Consider the following 18,118-nt stretch of genomic DNA (forward strand, 5'->3'; position numbering starts at 1 on the left):
GCAGGCGAGACGCGACCGCGCCACCCCACCGACAGCACCACGTAGCCCACCCGAGGGCCCGGTACCGGCCGGGCCCACCGCATCTCCGGGCCGCTCGCTCGCTTCTACCCCGGGCTGGAGCGAGGTGTGTCAAGGGTGGGCCGGAGGCCCATCGGCGAAGCCGACGCGGAACGCGCCCTTGACTCACCTCGCGGAAGCCCGACACTGACCAGAAGCGAGCGGCCCCACGGCCACGTGCTCACTCGTCGGCGAACAACTCCGCCGCGTCCGTGGCATGAACGGCTCGCTGCGCCCAGAGCTCCAGCTGATCGAGATCCTCGCAGGCCATAACCCGCTCACGGACGGCGTCGGGCACCGGGATACCGCGCCACTCCAGGACGCGTAGGGTCATTTCCTGCTGTTTTTGGATGCGCCCCTGCTCCCTACCTTCCTCCCGCACCTGTTCAGCCAACGGGTGTCGCCAGAAGTACCGGATCGCCACCGTCAGGTCTTTCCCCTCTGCATCGCTTGAAGGCCGGTCAGCCGTGATTCGCCGAACCACAAGTCCGAACCGGGCGAGACAGTGGCCAACGCCCACGTGCTCACTCGTCGGCGAACAACTCCGCCGCGTCCGTGGCATGAACGGCTCGCTGGGCCAAGACCTCCAGTCGGCCGAGGTCCGCGCAGGCAAGTACGCGCTCACGGACGGCGTCGGGCACCGGGATGCCGCGCCACTCCAGGACGCGGAGCGTCATCTCCTGCCGGTCCTGAATACGACCTTCCTCCCGCACCTGTTCAGCCAACGGGTGTCGCCAGAAGTACTGGACGGCCGTCATCAGATCCCTCCACATCTGCTTCGCCTGGGGATCGACCAGGCATGAGTCGACGAACTGCGCGAAGACCGCGGCACTGTCGGAGTCGATGGTCCGCAGGGCGGATGCCAGGGATTCCAGTATGGCCATCGCCCCCGGCCCACGCCCGTGTGTCATCGCCGACAGCACCGCGAGAGTGGGATCCGCCTCCGCCTGCTTCTCGTCCGCGATCACCGGCACGTTGTCCGGCCCCAGCACCAACGGCCGCACCGACAGCGAGTGCCAGCCCGGGAAACCCAGCCGGATCGGACGCGAGGCCCACTTCGCCGTGGAACTGCTCTGCGTGATGACGATCAGCACCGGCTCGCAGCGGTACTTCTCGTACAGGTACGACAAGTAGTACGGCCAGCTGCCCCGCTTCCGCTCGTCCGCCTTCCCCTGCGACTCCACGACCAGCAGGTACGTACCCTCGTCCGTCTCCGCCCGCAGCAACGTGTCCACCCGGCGCTCGACCGGCTCGATCTCCGTCAGGTCCACGTTCAGCGCCGCGATCTCCGTAGGCCGGGGAAACGGCACGTGCAACACCCGCTGCAACGCCCGCGTCAGCAGCTCCGGATCCTTCTGGAAGATCCGGTGCAGCGCCTCATGTGACGAGCCGACCATCAGCTCTCCTTTCGTACGACCTGCTCAACGAGCCAGGCGTCCGAGAGGTCGCGCACCGTCACGAAGCGGGGCCGTCACGAGGCGCGGGCGGCCTTCAGCGGCGTACCGCCAGCGCCGCGCCCAGCAGGCGGGCCAAGACCTCCACCAGGCGGATGTCCTCCTTGCGGAGGTTTCCGGGGCATGGGGCGTCCACGCACAGGACGCCGAACGCGTCCTTGCCGGCGGCCGTGATGGTGGCGGTGATGTAGGTCTTGTACGAGTCCGTCTCGGGCCGGAGCGCCGGATCGAGCGCGTCGACGTTCTCGACGAACGTGCTCTTGCGGTCGTCCATCAGCTTCAAAAGGGACGCCCCGCGCGCCTGGTCCTCGCGGAACACCGTCCGCGGTGCCTCCGCCCGCCCCATCCACAGGCCGTTCAGGCACTTCATCTCCCGGACGCCGGTTGGCAGGGACGCCGGGTCGACCTCCAGGACGCAGGCGCGCGCGTTCTGCGGTCCGATGAGCTGGGCGGTGAGGGAGACGATGGCCTGCTTCATCTGCTGCTGCAGCTGGCTGCGCGTGCTCTTGCTGTTCGCGCTGACGATCTCCCCGATGTGGTGGACCAGCACCGTGAGCACGTCTTCCATGGCTCCGCGGGCCCGCTCCGCGGCGACCTTCGCGGCCTGTTCGGCGGTGACCAGGTCGCGCCGGGCGGCGACCGCCTCCCGCCGGGACACGATGACCGTGGCCACCGTGGCGACGACGCCGACACCCATGATGGTCATGGCGAGCCATATCGGCAGTTTCAGGCCAAGACCGAGGACGATCGGTGCCACGTAGGTGACGACGCTCAGCGTCCCCATCGTCGTGGTACCCCAGCCCACCCGTAATCCACTCAAGGACATAGCGACGGAGCCTACACGCAGAGTTAGGCCAAGTGGGTGGTTCTGTCGTTTCGGTGGGCGTGTCTCTGGGTATCAATACGGTGACGGAAGGTGTCCGGGCCGTGACCAGGAGGCGGACGGTTCGTTCAGGGACGATGTCGGCCTCTTGAACCGGGCCGATTGTCAATTCGTAAGCCATACCGTCGGATTGACGCTGACAAGCCATCAGCCGAGACTGTACCGTCAACGCTTGGAGGGCGCATGCCGACCCAGAACGGCGGGAGCCACCCGTCCTCCGAGTCGAACCCGGGGGGGAGCGCGAGCATGAGCACTGCGCACAGTGAGGTATGGAGCGGGGTCGTCTTAGACACGGACCCCGCGGTCCGCGAGTTCGAGAGAGACCCGGCCGAGTACATGAAGCGGAAAGCCACGGCGCTGCGCTCCATGGACTTCGAGAGCGTACGAGCGAGCCTGAGCGGATCCAGTGAGCCGCGCACCTCGCTCTTCATGCGTCTGAAGACGCTTCTGTCACCCGGCGACAGAGACGAGAAGAAGGCCGGCTGAAGCACGGGCCCAGCCTCGGAGGCGGCCTGTCAGACCCCGCCGGTACCGTCGGATCATGGACCGACAGGCGGGGAACTCCAGCGGTGAACGGCGTCTCGCCGTCCTCGAAGGCGTGCTGGAGCGCATCACATACGCCAATGAGGAGAACGGCTACACCGTCGCCCGGGTCGACACGGGCAGGGGCGCCGGCGACCTTCTCACGGTGGTCGGCGCGCTGCTCGGTGCCCAGGTGGGGGAGTCCCTGCGCATGGAGGGCCGCTGGGGCTCGCACCCCCAGTACGGCAAGCAGTTCCACGTGGAGAACTACACGACCGTCCTGCCGGCCACCGTCCAGGGCATCCGCCGCTATCTGGGATCCGGGCTGGTCAAGGGCATCGGCCCGGTCTTCGCCGACCGCATCACCCAGCACTTCGGCCTCGACACCCTGCGGATCATCGAGGAGGAGCCGAAGCGCCTGATCGAGGTGCCCGGACTCGGCCCGAAGCGCACGAAGAAGATCGCCGACGCCTGGGAGGAACAGAAGGCGATCAAGGAGGTCATGCTCTTCCTCCAGACCGTCGAAGTGTCCACCTCCATCGCCGTGCGGATCTACAAGAAGTACGGGGACGAGTCCATCTCCGTCGTCAAGGAGCAGCCGTACCGGCTCGCCGCCGATGTCTGGGGCATCGGCTTCCTCACCGCCGACAAGATCGCCCAGTCGGTCGGCATCCCGCACGACAGCCCCGCGCGCGTGAAGGCCGGCCTGCAGTACGCGCTGTCGCAGTCCGCCGACCAGGGGCACTGCTTCCTGCCGGAGGAGCGGCTGATCGCCGACGCCGTCAAGCTGCTCCAGGTCGACACGGGACTGGTCATCGAGTGCCTGGCCGAGCTGGCCGAGCCGCCCGAGGACGGCGCCGACCCCGGCGTCGTACGGGAGAAGGTGCCCGGCCCCGACGGCGACGACGAGCCGGTCAGCGCCGTCTACCTGGTGCCCTTTCACCGCGCCGAACTCTCCCTGTCCGGCCAGTTGCTGCGGCTGCTGCGCACCGACGAGGACCGGATGCCGGGCTTCCGGGACGTCGACTGGGCGAAGGCGCTCGGCTGGCTGAAGTCCCGTACCGGCGCCGACCTCGCGTCCGAGCAGGAGGCGGCGGTCAAGCTGGCGCTGACGGAGAAGGTCGCCGTCCTCACCGGCGGGCCGGGCTGCGGCAAGTCGTTCACCGTCCGCTCGATCGTGGAGCTGGCCCGGGCCCGGCGCGCCAAGGTGCTGCTGGCCGCCCCGACCGGGCGCGCGGCCAAGCGGCTGGCGGAGCTGACCGGCGCCGAGGCGTCCACCGTGCACCGCCTGCTGGAGCTGAAGCCCGGCGGCGACGCGGCCTATGACCGCGACCGCCCGCTGGACGCCGACCTGGTGGTGGTGGACGAGGCCTCCATGCTGGACCTGCTGCTCGCCAACAAGCTGGTCAAGGCCGTCCCCCCGGGCGCCCATCTGCTGTTCGTCGGGGACGTGGACCAGCTGCCCAGCGTCGGCGCCGGAGAGGTGCTGCGGGACCTGCTCGCCGACGGCGGCCCCGTCCCCGCCGTCCGGCTCACCCGGGTCTTCCGGCAGGCCCAGCAGTCCGGGGTGGTCACCAACGCGCACCGCATCAACGCCGGGCAGCACCCGCTCACCGACGGGATGAAGGACTTCTTCCTGTTCGTGGAGGACGACACCGAGGCCGCCGGACGGCTCACCGTGGACGTCGCCGCCCGGCGAATTCCCGCCAAATTCGGGCTGGACCCGCGCCGGGACGTGCAGGTGCTCGCGCCGATGCACCGTGGCCCGGCCGGCGCCGGCGCGCTCAACGGCCTGCTCCAGCAGGCCATCACGCCCGGCCGCCCGGATCTGCCGGAGAAGCGGTTCGGCGGCCGGGTCTTCCGCGTCGGCGACAAGGTCACCCAGATCCGCAACAATTATGAAAAAGGGAAGAACGGTGTCTTCAACGGCACCGTGGGCGTCGTGACCTCGCTCGACCCGGTCGACCAGCGTCTGACGGTACTGACCGACGAGGACGAGGAGGTGCCGTACGAATTCGACGAACTGGACGAACTGGCCCACGCGTACGCGGTGACCATCCACCGTTCGCAGGGCAGCGAGTATCCCGCCGTGGTGATTCCCGTCACGACGGGGGCATGGATGATGCTCCAGCGCAACCTGCTGTACACGGCGGTCACCCGGGCCCGGCGGCTGGTCGTGCTCGTCGGATCGCGCAAGGCGATCGGCCAGGCGGTGCGCACGGTGTCGGCCGGACGGCGCTGTACGGCCCTGGACTTCCGGCTCGGCACAAAATGATCGATCAAACGAGTCGTGAAGGTCACAGAGCACTTCCGCAACCCCCGCGAAGGGGGCAGGATGGGCAGGCTGGCGGCACTGAGTGCCGTCAATAGGCCCAATGGTCGACCCCGAGTGCACTCTCCTGAGCCAAATGGGGGATGGTAGAGACAGTCAGGGCACCTCGAAGATGAGGCACTACGTCGGTGAGGGAAGACGTGAGCGACAACTATGTAGTACTGCGGTACGGCGACGGCGAGTACACCTACCCGGTGGTCGACAGCACCGTCGGCGACAAGGGCTTCGACATCGGGAAGCTGCGCGCCCAGACCGGTCTGGTGACCCTGGACAGCGGGTACGGCAACACGGCCGCCTATAAATCCGCGATCACCTACCTCGACGGCGAGGCGGGCATCCTCCGCTACCGCGGCTACCCCATCGAGCAGCTGGCCGAGCGCTCCACCTTCCTCGAGGTGGCGTACCTGCTCATCAACGGCGAGCTCCCCACCGTCGACCAGCTGACGGCGTTCAAGAACGACATCACGCGGCACACGCTGCTGCACGAGGACGTCAAGAACTTCTACCGGGGCTTCCCGCGCGACGCCCACCCGATGGCGATGCTGTCCTCGGTCGTCTCGGCGCTGTCCACCTTCTACCAGGACAGTCACAACCCGTTCGACGAGAAGCAGCGCGACCTCTCCACGATCCGGCTGCTCGCCAAGCTCCCGACCATCGCCGCGTACGCGTACAAGAAGTCGATCGGCCACCCGTTCGTCTACCCGCGCAACGACCTCGGCTACGTCGAGAACTTCCTGCGCATGACCTTCTCGGTCCCGGCGCAGGAGTACGACCTGGACCCGGTCGTGGTCTCGGCGCTGGACAAGCTGCTGATCCTGCACGCCGACCACGAGCAGAACTGTTCGACCTCCACGGTCCGCCTGGTCGGTTCCTCGCAGGCCAACATGTTCGCGTCGATCTCGGCCGGCATCAACGCGCTGTGGGGCCCGCTGCACGGCGGCGCCAACCAGTCGGTGCTGGAGATGCTGGAGGGCATCCGCGACTCCGGCGGCGACGTCGACACCTTCATCCGCAAGGTGAAGAACAAGGAGGACGGCGTCCGCCTGATGGGCTTCGGCCACCGGGTCTACAAGAACTTCGACCCGCGCGCCAAGATCATCAAGGCCGCCGCGCACGATGTCCTCTCCGCGCTGGGCAAGGAGGACGAGCTCCTCGACATCGCCCTGAAGCTGGAGGAGCACGCGCTCTCCGACGACTACTTCACCGAGCGCAAGCTCTACCCGAACGTGGACTTCTACACCGGTCTGATCTACCGGGCCATGGGCTTCCCGACCGAGATGTTCACGGTCCTGTTCGCCCTCGGCCGGCTGCCGGGCTGGATCGCCCAGTGGACCGAGATGATCAAGGAGCCGGGCTCCCGCATCGGCCGTCCGCGCCAGATCTACACCGGCGTGGTCGAGCGCGACTTCGTCCCGGTCGAGGAGCGCTGAGCGCATCGGGCGCGGGGCCCGTCCAGGCGGACGGGTCCCGGTCCGGCGCTCGGAAGTGATCGCCCGCGCGAGGCGAAGAAGCGTCAGAAAAGGTGGAAGGCGCCCCGAGTCGCCGGTCCCCCCACGGGCCGACGACCAGGGCGCCTTCCCATGTCCCGGTGCGGATTCCCCCCACGGGATCCGGCCGGGCGCTCGGAGAGGACAGCGCCTGAATTCGCTGTCTGAGCACGCGCGGGCGAACCCGCCGTACTCCAGTGATGCGGTGCGGTCTGCCGGGACAGCGCACGCTGGGAGGGCCGCTCAAAGCTTCCCGGTGTACGTGCCCCGGCAACGCTCCCCCAAGCTCTCAACATCGTGCGAGCCGGGAGGTACCCCCTTCTGGGAAAGTCCCCCAAGACATCCCCAGACGCCAGTCGACGCCCCCCAAGACGTCGGCCTGACAATCGCCAACTTAGACCTTCGAACCCCTTCGATGGTTACGTTCGCATCACTGTGATGTGCGTCTCTTGCATATGTCCCTTACGTACACAAGAGCCCCGATATGGCAATCGAGGCCCAAGCGTAAGGAAGATGCGCGAGGCTTGTGAAGAGCTTATGTGAGGCTCGCGCAGGACTCCAGGGGGATCGGAGGATCGATTCCGAAATTCGGCTTCCGTTCACCGGAAGGCGCGCAGCCTCAGGCTGTTGGTCACCACGAAGACCGAGGAGAAGGCCATCGCGGCCCCGGCGATCATCGGGTTGAGCAGCCCGGCGGCGGCCAGCGGCAGCGCGGCCACGTTGTAGCCGAAGGCCCACACCAGATTGCCCTTGATGGTGGCCAGCGTCCGGCGGGACAGCCGGATGGCGTCCGCGGCCACCCGCAGGTCCCCGCGCACCAGCGTCAGATCGCCGGCCTCGATCGCCGCGTCCGTCCCCGTGCCCATGGCCAGGCCCAGGTCCGCGGTGGCCAGCGCGGCGGCGTCGTTCACGCCGTCGCCGACCATGGCCACGGCCCGGCCCTCGCGCTGGAGCCGCCGTACGACGTCCACCTTGTCCTCGGGCAGCACCTCGGCGTACACGTTCCCCGGGTCGATGCCGACGGCTCCGGCGACCGCCTCGGCGACCGTGCGGTTGTCCCCGGTGAGCAGTACCGGCGTCAGGCCCAGCCCGCGCAGCTCGCGGATGGCCTCGGCGCTGGTCTCCTTGACCGCGTCGGCGACGGCGAGGACCCCGCGGGCCCGTCCGTCCCAGCCGGCCACGACGGCCGTACGGCCCTGCTGCTCGGCCTCCCGGGCCGCGCGCGCCAACTCCGGCGGCAGCTCGTCGTAGAGCCGCCCCACGGCCACCTCGCGGCCGTCCACGCGCCCGCGCACGCCCCGCCCGGGCACGTTCTCGAAGTGCCCGACCGGCGGCAGGGCCCCGGCGCGTTCCTCGGCTCCGGACGCGATGGCGCGGGCCACCGGGTGCTCGGAGGCGTGCTCCAGGGCGCCCGCGAGGCGCAGCAGCTCCTTCTCGTCCTCGCCCTCGGCGACGTACACGTCCTGCAGGCTCATCCGGCCCGTGGTGACCGTGCCGGTCTTGTCCAGGACGACCGTGTCCACCCGGCGCGTGGACTCCAGCACCTCGGGGCCCTTGATCAGGATGCCCAGCTGGGCGCCGCGCCCGGTGCCCACCATCAGCGCGGTCGGCGTGGCCAGGCCCAGCGCGCAGGGGCAGGCGATGATCAGGACGGCGACGGCGGCCGTGAACGCGGCGACCGTGTCCCCGGTGACCGCCAGCCAGACGCCGAAGGTGCCGAGCGCGATCAGGATGACCACCGGGACGAAGACGGCGGAGATCCGGTCGGCGAGCCGCTGCACCTCGGCCTTGCCGTTCTGCGCGTCCTCCACCAGCCGGGCCATCCGGGCGAGCTGGGTGTCCGCGCCGACCCGGGTCGCCTCCACGACCAGCCGGCCGCCGGCGTTGACCGTGGCGCCGGTGACCCGGTCGCCGGGGCCGACGTCCACCGGCACCGACTCGCCGGTCAGCATGGACGCGTCCACCGCGGAGATGCCCTCGACCACCGTGCCGTCGGTGGCGATCTTCTCGCCGGGCCGTACGACGAACCGGTCGCCCACGGCCAGGCCGGACACCGGCACCCGCACCTCGCGCCCGTCCCGCAGCACCGCCACGTCCTTGGCGCCCAGCTCCATCAGGGCCTTCAGGGCGGCTCCGGCGCGGCGCTTGGAGCGGGCCTCCAGATAGCGGCCGAGCAGGATCAGCGCGACGACCCCGGAGGCGACCTCCAGGTAGATGGTGGAGGAGCCGTCCATCCGGGAGACGGTGAGCCGGAACTCGTCGTGCATGCCGTGCGTGCCCGCGTCGCCGAAGAACAGCGCCCACAGCGACCAGCCGAACGCGGCCAGCGTGCCGACCGAGACGAGGGTGTCCATGGTGGCGGCGCCGTGCCGGAGGTTGGTCCAGGCGGCCCGGTGGAAGGGGGCGCCGCCCCAGACGACGACCGGCGCGGCCAGGGTGAGCGAGAGCCACTGCCAGTTGTCGAACTGGAGCGCGGGGATCATCGCGAGCAGGACCACGGGCGCGGCGAGCAGCGCGGAGACGAGCAGGCGGTGCCCGAGCTCGCCGAGTTCGGCGTCCCGCCCGGAGTCCGTCGACGTGGTCTCGGGCTCGGGCTCCGGCGGCCGGGGTTCCTCGGCGGTGTAGCCGGTCTTCTCGACGGTGGCGATCAGGTCGGCGACCTCGATGCCGTCGGCGAAGGTGACCTTGGCCTTCTCGGTGGCGAAGTTGACGGTGGCGCTCACGCCGTCCATCCGGTTGAGCTTCTTCTCCACCCGGGCGGCACAGGACGCGCAGGTCATGCCGCCGATGAGCAGCTCGACCTGTTCGGTGCCGGGTTCCGTGGCCGGCGGCTTGGCGGTGGTGCTGGTCATGTCCGGACTCCAGACATCGGACCGGGCCGTACGGATCCAGTATCAGCTGGTCGGCACGGCCCGGTCGGGGATCGGGGGGTGGTGCTCAGGCCTGGCCGGCCAGCTCGAAGCCGGCCTCGTCGACGGCGGCGCGCACGGCCTCCTCGTCGAGCGGGGCGGCGGACACGACGGTCACCTCGCCGCTCGACGCGACCGCCTTCACCGAGCTGACGCCCGCGATGCGGGAGATCTCCTCGGAGACGGAGCCCTCGCAGTGGCCACAGCTCATGCCGGTGACCTTGTAGACGGTGGTGACGGTGGTCATGTCGTTACTCCTCGTCGAGGCGCGGGTGGGGCCTGTGGGGTGCCCGGAGGAACCCCGATACCCGTACTGTATACCCCTAGGGGGTATGAAGCCAAGCGACTCCCCGGAGCGTCTAGCCTTCCTTCGGGTTCCCGAAAGGAGCGGGTATGCGAGCCGTGGTCTTCGAGGAGTACGGAAAGCCGGCCGGGATACGGGAGGTGCCCGACCCGGAGCCGGCGGCGCACGGCGTGGTCGTCCGGGTGGAGGCCACCGGCCTGTGCCGCAGCGACTGGCACGGCTGGGCGGGGCACGACCCGGACATCACGCTGCCGCACGTGCCGGGGCACGAACTCGCCGGGGTGGTCGAGGCGGTGGGCGCCCGGGTGACCCGGTGGCGGCCCGGCGACCGGGTCACCGTGCCGTTCGTCTGCGCCTGCGGCACCTGCGGGCCCTGCGCGGCGGGCGACCAGCAGGTGTGCGAACGGCAGACCCAGCCCGGCTTCAGCCACTGGGGCTCCTTCGCCGAGTACGTCGCCCTCGACCACGCCGACGTCAACCTCGTCGCCCTCCCGGACGACATGGCGTACACCACCGCGGCCGCCCTCGGCTGCCGCTTCGCCACCGCCTTCCGGGCCGTGGTCCAGCAGGGCCGGGTGGCGGCCGGGGAGTGGGTCGCGGTGCACGGCTGCGGCGGGGTCGGCCTGTCGGCGGTGATGATCGCGGCGGCCTCGGGCGCCCGGGTGGTGGCGGTCGACATCTCGCCCGGGGCCCTGGAACTGGCCCGCGCCTTCGGCGCCGCCGCGTGCCTGGACGCGACCGGCGTGCCCGACCCGGCCGCCGCCGTCCGGGAGCTGACCGGCGGCGGCGCGCACCTCTCGCTCGACGCCCTCGGCTCGCCCGCCACCTGCGCCGCCTCCGTGAACGGACTGCGCCGCCGCGGCCGGCACGTCCAGGTCGGCCTGCTGCCCTCGGCCGACGGCACCACCCCGGTCCCGCTGGCCCGCGCGATCGCCCTGGAACTCGAACTGCTGGGCAGCCACGGCATGGCCGCCCACGCCTACCCCGGCATGCTCCACCTGGTCCGCACCGGCGTCCTGCGCCCCGACCTCCTGGTGACCCGGACCATCCCGCTTCACGCGGCCCCGGCGGCGCTCGCGGCGATGGGTACGGCGACGGGGGCGGGCGTGACGGTGGTCGAGCCCTGGAGCCGCGGCTGAGGTGCCCGGTGCCGGACGGGCCCCGGAGCCGCGGCTCACGTACCCGGTGCCGGCCGGGCCCGCGGCCGGCGCGCCCGGGTGGTCAGCCGGCTCCGCGCCGGCGGTTGCCGGGGCGCGCGGCGACCCAGGCGCGGACGGTGTCGGCGTACCAGTAGGGCCTGCCGCCCTCGACGTGGTCGGGCGGGGGCAGGTGCCCGTGCTTGCGGTAGGACCGCACGGTGTCCGGCCGCACCCGGATGTGCGCCGCGATCTCCTTGTAGGACCAGAGTCTCCGGTCGGTCATGAGCCGTTACCTCCCTGTGATGTGGTCACCCAGCCTGGGCGCGGGGGCGACGGTGAGTGACGACCGGGGGCGACTGTCGACGGGTTGTGACCGAGAACCCATACAGGCGTGACATCTGTGACAGGAGGGCGGTGTTTGTGACGAACCCGCCACACAGGGCATCCATGCGAAGGCGGGCGGTCGCGTACCGGAGCGGGGTCGTCCGTATGTCCGGACAAAACGTTGACAGGGTTCCGTGTGCGGGCTAGAAAGCCGGGAGAGCCATGACGAAGGGAAGCCGATGGCCTACGACCTGATCACCATGGGGCGGATCGGGGTGGACCTCTACCCGCTCCAGGCCGGCGTCCCGCTCGCCCAGGTCACGACCTTCGGCAAGTTCCTCGGCGGATCCGCGGCCAACGTCGCGGTCGCCGCGGCCCGGCTCGGCCGCCGCACCGCCGTGATCACCCGCACCGGCGACGACCCGTTCGGCACCTATCTCCACGAGGCCCTGCGCGGCTTCGGCGTCGACGACCGCTGGGTCACCCCCGTCCCCGGCCTGCCCACCCCCGTCACCTTTTGCGAGATCTTCCCGCCGGACGACTTCCCGCTGTACTTCTACCGCCGGCCCAAGGCCCCCGACCTGGAGATCCACCCCCACGAACTGGACCTGGACGCCATCGCGGCGGCCCGGATCTTCTGGGTCACCGGCACCGGGCTGAGCGAGGAGCCGAGCCGTACGGCGACCCTCGCGGCCCTCGCCCACCGGGCCAGGACCGGCATCACCGTCTTCGACCTGGACTGGCGCCCCGTGTTCTGGGCGGACCCCGGCACCGCCCGCCCCCACTACGCCGAGGTCCTGCGCCACGCCACCGTCGCCGTCGGCAACCTGGACGAGGTGGAGATCGCCACCGGGACGCGCGAACCGCACGCCGCCGCCCGCGCCCTGCTGGACGCCGGGGTGGAGCTGGCCGTCGTCAAACAGGGACCCAAGGGCGTCCTCGCCGTCAGCCGCGCGGGCGAGACGGCCGAGGTCCCGCCGCTGCCCGTCACCGTCCTGAACGGGCTCGGCGCCGGCGACGCCTTCGGCGGCTCGCTCTGCCACGGCCTGCTGGCCGGGCACGACCTGGAGACGGTGATGCGGCACGCCAACGCGGCCGGTGCCATCGTCGCCTCCCGCCTGGAGTGCTCCTCCGCGATGCCGACCCCCGCCGAGGTGGCCGCCGCGCTCGACGCCGGAGCGGTCCGGTGAGGGCCGGCCGGGTCACGGGCACCCACGCCGAGGGCGGCGCGGGCACGGGGCCCGGGGCCACGGCGCCCGAGGAGACGCCCGAGCGCCAGGCCGGCCCCGGTGAGACCGCTCCCCGCGCAAGCACCCTCGGCCGGCGCGCGGCTCGTGCCCCGGCCGTCGCGGACGCAGGCCCTCCGGGGTCCCGGGTCGACGTGGCCGAGCTGGCCCGGATCCGGGCCCGGCACCCCGAGGCCGTCGCCGAGGCCGCCGCGCGGCGGGCCCGCCGCCCCCTGCTGGACGACGGCGGGCGGCTGATGATCGTCGCCGCCGACCACCCGGCCCGCGGCTCCCTCGACGTCGGCGGCCGGCGGCTGGCCATGGCCGACCGGGCCGACCTGCTGGGCCGCCTGTGCCTCGCGCTGTCCCGGCCCGGTGTCGACGGGGTGCTGGCCACCGCCGACATCCTGGACGACCTGCTGCTGCTCGGCGCCCTGGAGCACAAGGTCGTCCTGGGCTCCATGAACCGCGGCGGGTTGCACGGGGCCAGCTTCGAGCTGGACGACCGGTTCACCGGCCACCGCCCCGAGGACATCGAGCGGCTCGGCTTCGACGCGGGCAAGCTGCTGCTGCGCGTCGACTACACCGACCCGGGCTCCCTGGCCACCCTGGAGACCGCCGCCCGGGTCATCGACGCCATGGCGGCCCGCCGGCTGCCGGTGTTCGTGGAGCCGTTCATCAGCCGGCGCGGCCCCGGCGGCGCGCTGGTGAACGACCTCTCCGCCGAGGCGGTCACCCGGGCCATCGCCATCGCCTCCGGCCTCGGCGGCACCTCCGCCTACACCTGGCTGAAGGTGCCGGTCACCGAGGACCCCGACGCCATGGCCCGGGTGATGCGGACCTCCACGCTGCCCGCCGTGCTGCTCGGCGGGGACATCGGCGACTCCCCGGCGGAGAGGGCCGCCGCCTACGACAGGTGGCGCGGCGCGCTGCGCCTGCCCACCGTGCGCGGCCTGGTGGCGGGCCGCTCGCTGCTGTACCCGGCGGACGGCGACGTGGCCGCCGCCGTGGACACCGCCGCGGGACTGCTGTGAGGGGCGCATGAGAAGCACCGGTCTGCATCTGCCCAGCGGCACGGCCGCGAACGCCCGGTACGCCGTCGACATCGGCCCCGAGGCGGCCGGCTGGACGTACAGCAGTCTGCGGGTCGTGGAGCTGCCGCCCGGCGGCAGCCATGCCTTCGCCACCGGCGACAGTGAGTGGATCGTGCTTCCGCTGGAAGGCGGATGTACCGTACAAACGGAGCAGGAAGAGTTCCAACTCCTGGGCCGGAAGGGCGTGTTCGCGGACGTCACCGACTTCGCGTACGCCCCCCGGGATGCCCGGGTCCAGATCGCCTCCGGCGCGGGAGGCCGCTTCGCCCTGGCAGGAGCGAAGTGCGAGCGACGACTCCCCGCCCGCTACGGCCCCGCGCCGGAGGTCCCCGTCGAGGAGCGCGGCAGCGGCACCTGCGCCCGCCGGGTGCGCAACTTCGCCGCCGCCGACGCCTTCGCGTGCGACCGGCTGATCGCCGTGGAGGTGATCACCCCCGGCGGCAACTGGTCCTCGTACCCGCCGCACAAGCACGACGAGCACCGGCCGGGCGAGGAGTCGGAGCTGGAGGAGATCTACTACTTCGAGATCGACGGCCCCGGCGGCCTGGGCTACCAACGGGTGTCCCCCTCCCGCGAGGGCGGCGCGGACGTGCTCGCCGAGGTCCGCTCCGGCGACGCCGTCCTCGTCCCCGACGGCTGGCACGGCCCGTCCATCGCCCAGCCCGGGCACGACATGTACTACCTGAACGTCATGGCGGGTCCGGGGGACGGCCGGGAGTGGCTCATCCGCTTCCACCCCGACCACACCACCGGGGGGTACCGATGACGACGATCCGGCTCACCGTCGCCCAGGCGCTGGTCCGCTTCCTGGCCGCCCAGTACACCGAGCGGGACGGCACCCGGCGGCGGCTGATCGGCGCCATGTGGGGCATCTTCGGGCACGGCAACGTCGCCGGGATCGGCCAGGCGCTGGTCGAGTACCCGGAGCTCATGCCGTACCACCAGGGCCGCAACGAGCAGGCGATGGTGCACGCGGCCGTCGGCTACGCCCGCCAGTCGGGCCGGCTGTCCGCCCACGCGGTGACCACCTCCATCGGCCCCGGCGCGACCAACCTGGTCACCGGCGCCGCCCTCGCCACCATCAACCACCTTCCGGTGCTGCTGCTGCCCGGCGACGTCTTCGCCGCCCGCCCCGCCGACCCGGTCCTGCAACAGCTGGAGGTGCCGTACGCGGGCGATGTGTCGGTCAACGACACCCTGCGCCCGGTGTCGAAGTACTTCGACCGGATCACCCGCCCCGAGGCCCTGATCCCGTCCGCCCTCCAGGCGGTGCGGGTGCTCACCGACCCGGTGGACACCGGCGCGGTCACCCTCGCCCTGCCGCAGGACGTGCAGGCGGAAGCCTACGACTGGCCGGAGCGGTTCTTCGCCGAGCGGGTGTGGACCGTACGGCGGCCCGGCGCGGACGCGGCCGAGCTGACCGAGGCGGTCCAGGCGGTCCGCGCGGCACGCCGGCCGCTGATCGTCGCCGGCGGCGGGGTGCACCACAGCCGCGCCGAGAGAGCCCTCGCCGAGTTCGCCGGGGCCACCGGCATCCCGGTCGCCTCCACCCAGGCCGGCAAGGGATCGCTGCGGTACGACCACCCGCAGGACGTCGGCGGGATCGGGCACACCGGCACCGCGACCGCCGACGGCCTGGCCCGCACCGCGGACCTGGTGATCGGCGTCGGCACCCGCTACACCGACTTCACCACCGCCTCCGGCACCCTCTTCGAGAACCCGGACGTCCGCTTCCTCAACCTCAACATCGCCCCCTTCGACGGCCACAAGCTCGCCGGGCTCCCGCTGGTCGCGGACGCGCGGAGCGGCCTGGAGGAACTGACCGAGCGGGTGCGGATGCACGGCCACCGGGTGGCGGGGGAGTACGTCGCGGAGTACACCGAGGCCAAGGACCGCTGGGAGCGGACCGTCGACGCCTGCTTCGCGGCCCCCGACCCCGCCGCCCGCCCGACCCAGCCGCAGGTCCTCGGCGCGCTGGACGCGCTGGTGGACGAGTCGGACATCATCGTCAACGCGGCCGGCTCGCTCCCCGGCGACCTGCACAAGCTGTGGCGGGCCCGGTCGGCGGACCAGTACCACCTGGAGTACGGCTACTCCTGCATGGGCTACGAGATCCCGGCCGCGCTCGGGGTGAAGCTCGCCGCGCCGGAGCGGAACGTGTGGGCGCTGGTCGGCGACGGCACGTATCTGATGCTGCCGACGGAGATCGTGACGGCCGTGCAGGAAGGGGTGGCGATCAAGCTCGTCCTGCTGCAGAACCACGGCTACGCCTCCATCGGCGGGCTGTCCCAGGCGGTGGGCGCCGAGCGGTTCGGCACCGCCTACCGCTATCCGGCCGGGGACGGCACCTACACCGGCGCCCCGCTGCCCGTGGACCTCGCCGCCAACGCGGCCAGCCTGGGCATGCGGGTGCTGCGCGCGGGAACCGTGGGGGAGCTGCGGGCGGCGCTCGGCGAGGCGCGCGCCGCGGACGTCCCCACATGTGTCTACGTGGAGACCGAAACGTCCGACACTGTGTCGGGCGCGCCGCCCGCCCAGGCCTGGTGGGATGTTCCCGTGGCCGCGACCGCGACCCGCCCGTCCGCGGTCAAGGCACGCGAGCTGTACGAACGGCACGTCTCCACCCGACGCCGCCATCTGTGAAGTAAGGAGTCCCCGGACATGACGAAGATCGTCAACCACTGGATCGGCGGCAAGTCCGTCGAGGGCGCGTCGGGTGCGTACGGGCCGGTCACCGACCCGGCGACCGGCGCGGTGACGACGAAGGTCGCGTTCGCGTCGGCCGAGGAGGTGGACGCGGCGGTCGCGTCGGCCAAGGACGCCTTCGCCGCCTGGGGCCAGTCCTCGCTGGCCCAGCGCACCACCATCCTGTTCCGGTTCCGGGCGCTGCTGGACGCCCACCGCGACGAGATCGCCGAGCTGATCACCGCCGAGCACGGCAAGGTGCACTCCGACGCGCTCGGCGAGGTCGCGCGCGGCCTGGAGATCGTGGACCTGGCCTGCGGGATCAACGTCCAGCTCAAGGGCGAGCTGTCCACGCAGGTCGCCAGCCGGGTCGACGTGGCCGCGATCCGCCAGCCGCTCGGCGTCGTCGCGGGCATCACGCCGTTCAACTTCCCGGCGATGGTCCCGATGTGGATGTTCCCGATCGCCATCGCCTGCGGCAACACCTTCGTGCTCAAGCCCAGCGAGAAGGACCCGTCCGCGTCCGTGCGGATCGCCGAGCTGCTGTCCGAGGCCGGTCTGCCCGACGGTGTCTTCAACGTCGTCCACGGGGACAAGGTGGCCGTCGACCGGCTCCTGGAGCACCCGGACGTGAAGGCCGTCTCCTTCGTCGGCTCCACCCCGATCGCCCGGCACATCCACGCCACCGCCTCCGCGCACGGCAAGCGGGTGCAGGCCCTCGGCGGCGCCAAGAACCACATGCTGGTGCTGCCGGACGCCGACCTGGACGCGGCGGCCGACGCGGCGGTGAGCGCGGCCTACGGCTCGGCCGGCGAGCGCTGCATGGCCATCTCGGCGGTCGTGGCGGTCGGCTCCATCGGCGACACGCTGGTGGAGAAGATCCGCGAGCGCGCCGAGAAGATCAAGATCGGCCCCGGCAACGACCCGGCGTCCGAGATGGGCCCGCTGATCACCAAGGCGCACCGGGACAAGGTGGCCTCCTACGTCGCCGGTGCCGCCGCCGAGGGCTGCGAGGTCGTGCTCGACGGCACCGGGTACACGGTGGAGGGCTTCGAGGACGGCCACTGGATCGGCATCTCGCTGCTGGACCGGGTGCCGACCACCGCCAAGGCGTACCAGGACGAGATCTTCGGCCCGGTGCTGTGCGTGCTGCGCGCCGGCACCTACGAGGAGGGCCTGGCGCTGATCAACGCCTCGCCGTTCGGCAACGGCACCGCGATCTTCACCCGGGACGGCGGCGCGGCCCGGCGCTTCCAGCTGGAGGTCGAGGCGGGCATGGTCGGCGTGAACGTGCCGATCCCGGTGCCGGTGGGCTACCACTCCTTCGGCGGCTGGAAGGACTCGCTCTTCGGCGACCACCACATCTACGGCAACGACGGCACGCACTTCTACACCCGCGGCAAGGTCGTCACCACCCGCTGGCCGGACCCGGCCGACGCCCCGGCGGGCGTGGACCTGGGCTTCCCGCGCAACCACTGAGCCGGCCCGGTGCCCCGTCCTCCGCATGGCGGCGGGCGGGGCACCGGTGTGTCCGGGGCCCTCCGGCGAGCCCGTCCGGATAGCGGACGCCTGACATTTTTTTGAAACGTTCGCTGCGGTTCCCGTGCAGTGCGGACGAAACGGGCGACGAAGGGGTTGCCGCGATAGCGCCTTTGAAAGCAAGGTCACATCGGGTTCGGGCTTGATGGATGCACCTGTAGGG

Annotated in this window: 15 protein-coding genes; 9 read left to right on the plus strand and 6 right to left on the minus strand. The window is 71.5% G+C overall.

Annotated elements, in window-relative coordinates; genetic code table 11:
• Window positions 1–238 precede the first annotated feature (238 nt).
• The 3 genes from IH25_RS43200 to IH25_RS0112905 all read right to left on the minus strand — a co-directional run bounded on the left by IH25_RS43200 (window position 239) and on the right by IH25_RS0112905 (window position 2,295).
• Window positions 239–391, minus strand: a complete 153-nt coding sequence (locus IH25_RS43200; RefSeq protein ID WP_394298429.1) for a hypothetical protein — start codon at window positions 389–391, stop codon at window positions 239–241.
• Between the two features lie 190 nt (window positions 392–581).
• On the minus strand, window positions 582–1,454 hold the full coding sequence (locus tag IH25_RS0112900) for an RpnC/YadD family protein (protein WP_030607846.1): 873 nt from the start codon (window positions 1,452–1,454) through the stop codon (window positions 582–584).
• 94 nt (window positions 1,455–1,548) lie between these two features.
• Window positions 1,549–2,295, minus strand: coding sequence for a GAF domain-containing protein (locus IH25_RS0112905; RefSeq protein WP_107058375.1), 747 nt, complete (start codon window positions 2,293–2,295; stop codon window positions 1,549–1,551).
• A gap of 345 nt (window positions 2,296–2,640) precedes the next feature.
• Between IH25_RS0112905 and IH25_RS0112910 the strand changes: the two genes are divergently transcribed.
• From IH25_RS0112910 to IH25_RS0112920, 3 genes are all read left to right on the plus strand, one after another.
• Window positions 2,641–2,880, plus strand: a complete 240-nt coding sequence (locus IH25_RS0112910) for a hypothetical protein (protein ID WP_157846968.1) — start codon at window positions 2,641–2,643, stop codon at window positions 2,878–2,880.
• A gap of 55 nt (window positions 2,881–2,935) precedes the next feature.
• A complete protein-coding gene (recD2, locus tag IH25_RS0112915) occupies window positions 2,936–5,191 on the plus strand; it encodes an SF1B family DNA helicase RecD2 (RefSeq protein ID WP_030607856.1) in 2,256 nt (751 codons plus the stop codon).
• Between the two features lie 197 nt (window positions 5,192–5,388).
• The gene (locus IH25_RS0112920; protein ID WP_030607859.1) at window positions 5,389–6,678 is read left to right on the plus strand and encodes a citrate synthase; all 1,290 of its coding nucleotides are present in this window, start codon (window positions 5,389–5,391) and stop codon (window positions 6,676–6,678) included.
• 656 nt (window positions 6,679–7,334) lie between these two features.
• Here IH25_RS0112920 and IH25_RS0112925 read toward each other — a convergent pair.
• Together IH25_RS0112925 and IH25_RS0112930 are read right to left on the minus strand one after the other, a co-directional pair.
• On the minus strand, window positions 7,335–9,587 hold the full coding sequence (locus IH25_RS0112925; protein WP_030607863.1) for a heavy metal translocating P-type ATPase: 2,253 nt from the start codon (window positions 9,585–9,587) through the stop codon (window positions 7,335–7,337).
• Window positions 9,588–9,672: 85 nt separating this feature from the next.
• Window positions 9,673–9,891, minus strand: a complete 219-nt coding sequence (locus IH25_RS0112930; RefSeq protein WP_030607866.1) for a heavy-metal-associated domain-containing protein — start codon at window positions 9,889–9,891, stop codon at window positions 9,673–9,675.
• Window positions 9,892–10,037: 146 nt separating this feature from the next.
• Here IH25_RS0112930 and IH25_RS0112935 point away from each other — a divergent pair, with 146 nt between their 5' ends.
• Entirely contained in the window at window positions 10,038–11,087 is a 1,050-nt protein-coding gene (locus IH25_RS0112935) for a zinc-dependent alcohol dehydrogenase family protein (RefSeq protein WP_030607869.1), read from the plus strand.
• An 82-nt stretch (window positions 11,088–11,169) separates the two neighbouring features.
• Here IH25_RS0112935 and IH25_RS0112940 read toward each other — a convergent pair whose 3' ends face one another.
• A complete protein-coding gene (locus IH25_RS0112940; RefSeq protein WP_030607873.1) occupies window positions 11,170–11,370 on the minus strand; it encodes a helix-turn-helix transcriptional regulator in 201 nt (66 codons plus the stop codon).
• Between the two features lie 280 nt (window positions 11,371–11,650).
• Here IH25_RS0112940 and iolC point away from each other — a divergent pair, with 280 nt between their 5' ends.
• The 5 genes from iolC (at window position 11,651) to mmsA (ending at window position 17,895) form a co-directional block, all read left to right on the plus strand.
• Entirely contained in the window at window positions 11,651–12,601 is a 951-nt protein-coding gene (gene iolC, locus IH25_RS0112945) for a 5-dehydro-2-deoxygluconokinase (protein WP_030607876.1), read from the plus strand.
• 191 nt (window positions 12,602–12,792) lie between these two features.
• The gene (locus tag IH25_RS0112950) at window positions 12,793–13,671 is read left to right on the plus strand and encodes a Cgl0159 family (beta/alpha)8-fold protein (protein ID WP_030607879.1); all 879 of its coding nucleotides are present in this window, start codon (window positions 12,793–12,795) and stop codon (window positions 13,669–13,671) included.
• A 7-nt stretch (window positions 13,672–13,678) separates the two neighbouring features.
• On the plus strand, window positions 13,679–14,497 hold the full coding sequence (gene iolB, locus IH25_RS0112955) for a 5-deoxy-glucuronate isomerase (protein ID WP_030607881.1): 819 nt from the start codon (window positions 13,679–13,681) through the stop codon (window positions 14,495–14,497).
• The gene (gene iolD, locus IH25_RS0112960) at window positions 14,494–16,374 is read left to right on the plus strand and encodes a 3D-(3,5/4)-trihydroxycyclohexane-1,2-dione acylhydrolase (decyclizing) (RefSeq protein ID WP_030607884.1); all 1,881 of its coding nucleotides are present in this window, start codon (window positions 14,494–14,496) and stop codon (window positions 16,372–16,374) included. Before iolB ends, iolD begins: the two co-directional genes overlap by 4 nt.
• An 18-nt stretch (window positions 16,375–16,392) precedes the next feature.
• Window positions 16,393–17,895 carry a CoA-acylating methylmalonate-semialdehyde dehydrogenase gene (mmsA, locus tag IH25_RS0112965; RefSeq protein ID WP_030607887.1) on the plus strand — a complete coding sequence of 501 codons (1,503 nt, stop codon included), beginning with the start codon at window positions 16,393–16,395 and terminating at the stop codon, window positions 17,893–17,895.
• Window positions 17,896–18,118 lie beyond the last annotated feature (223 nt).

This window comes from Streptomyces achromogenes subsp. achromogenes (genome assembly GCF_000720835.1).
Classification (GTDB): domain Bacteria; phylum Actinomycetota; class Actinomycetes; order Streptomycetales; family Streptomycetaceae; genus Streptomyces; species Streptomyces achromogenes.

Coding starts and splice junctions, on each gene's coding strand:
- IH25_RS43200 (WP_394298429.1), bottom strand. CDS start 391: ATGACCCTACGCGTCCTGGAGTGGCGCGGTATCCCGGTGCCCGACGCC.
- IH25_RS0112900 (WP_030607846.1), bottom strand. CDS start 1,454: ATGGTCGGCTCGTCACATGAGGCGCTGCACCGGATCTTCCAGAAGGAT.
- IH25_RS0112905 (WP_107058375.1), bottom strand. CDS start 2,295: ATGGGGACGCTGAGCGTCGTCACCTACGTGGCACCGATCGTCCTCGGT.
- IH25_RS0112910 (WP_157846968.1), top strand. CDS start 2,641: ATGAGCACTGCGCACAGTGAGGTATGGAGCGGGGTCGTCTTAGACACG.
- recD2 (WP_030607856.1), top strand. CDS start 2,936: ATGGACCGACAGGCGGGGAACTCCAGCGGTGAACGGCGTCTCGCCGTC.
- IH25_RS0112925 (WP_030607863.1), bottom strand. CDS start 9,587: ATGACCAGCACCACCGCCAAGCCGCCGGCCACGGAACCCGGCACCGAA.
- IH25_RS0112930 (WP_030607866.1), bottom strand. CDS start 9,891: ATGACCACCGTCACCACCGTCTACAAGGTCACCGGCATGAGCTGTGGC.
- IH25_RS0112935 (WP_030607869.1), top strand. CDS start 10,038: ATGCGAGCCGTGGTCTTCGAGGAGTACGGAAAGCCGGCCGGGATACGG.
- IH25_RS0112940 (WP_030607873.1), bottom strand. CDS start 11,370: ATGACCGACCGGAGACTCTGGTCCTACAAGGAGATCGCGGCGCACATC.
- iolC (WP_030607876.1), top strand. CDS start 11,651: ATGGCCTACGACCTGATCACCATGGGGCGGATCGGGGTGGACCTCTAC.
- iolB (WP_030607881.1), top strand. CDS start 13,679: ATGAGAAGCACCGGTCTGCATCTGCCCAGCGGCACGGCCGCGAACGCC.
- iolD (WP_030607884.1), top strand. CDS start 14,494: ATGACGACGATCCGGCTCACCGTCGCCCAGGCGCTGGTCCGCTTCCTG.
- mmsA (WP_030607887.1), top strand. CDS start 16,393: ATGACGAAGATCGTCAACCACTGGATCGGCGGCAAGTCCGTCGAGGGC.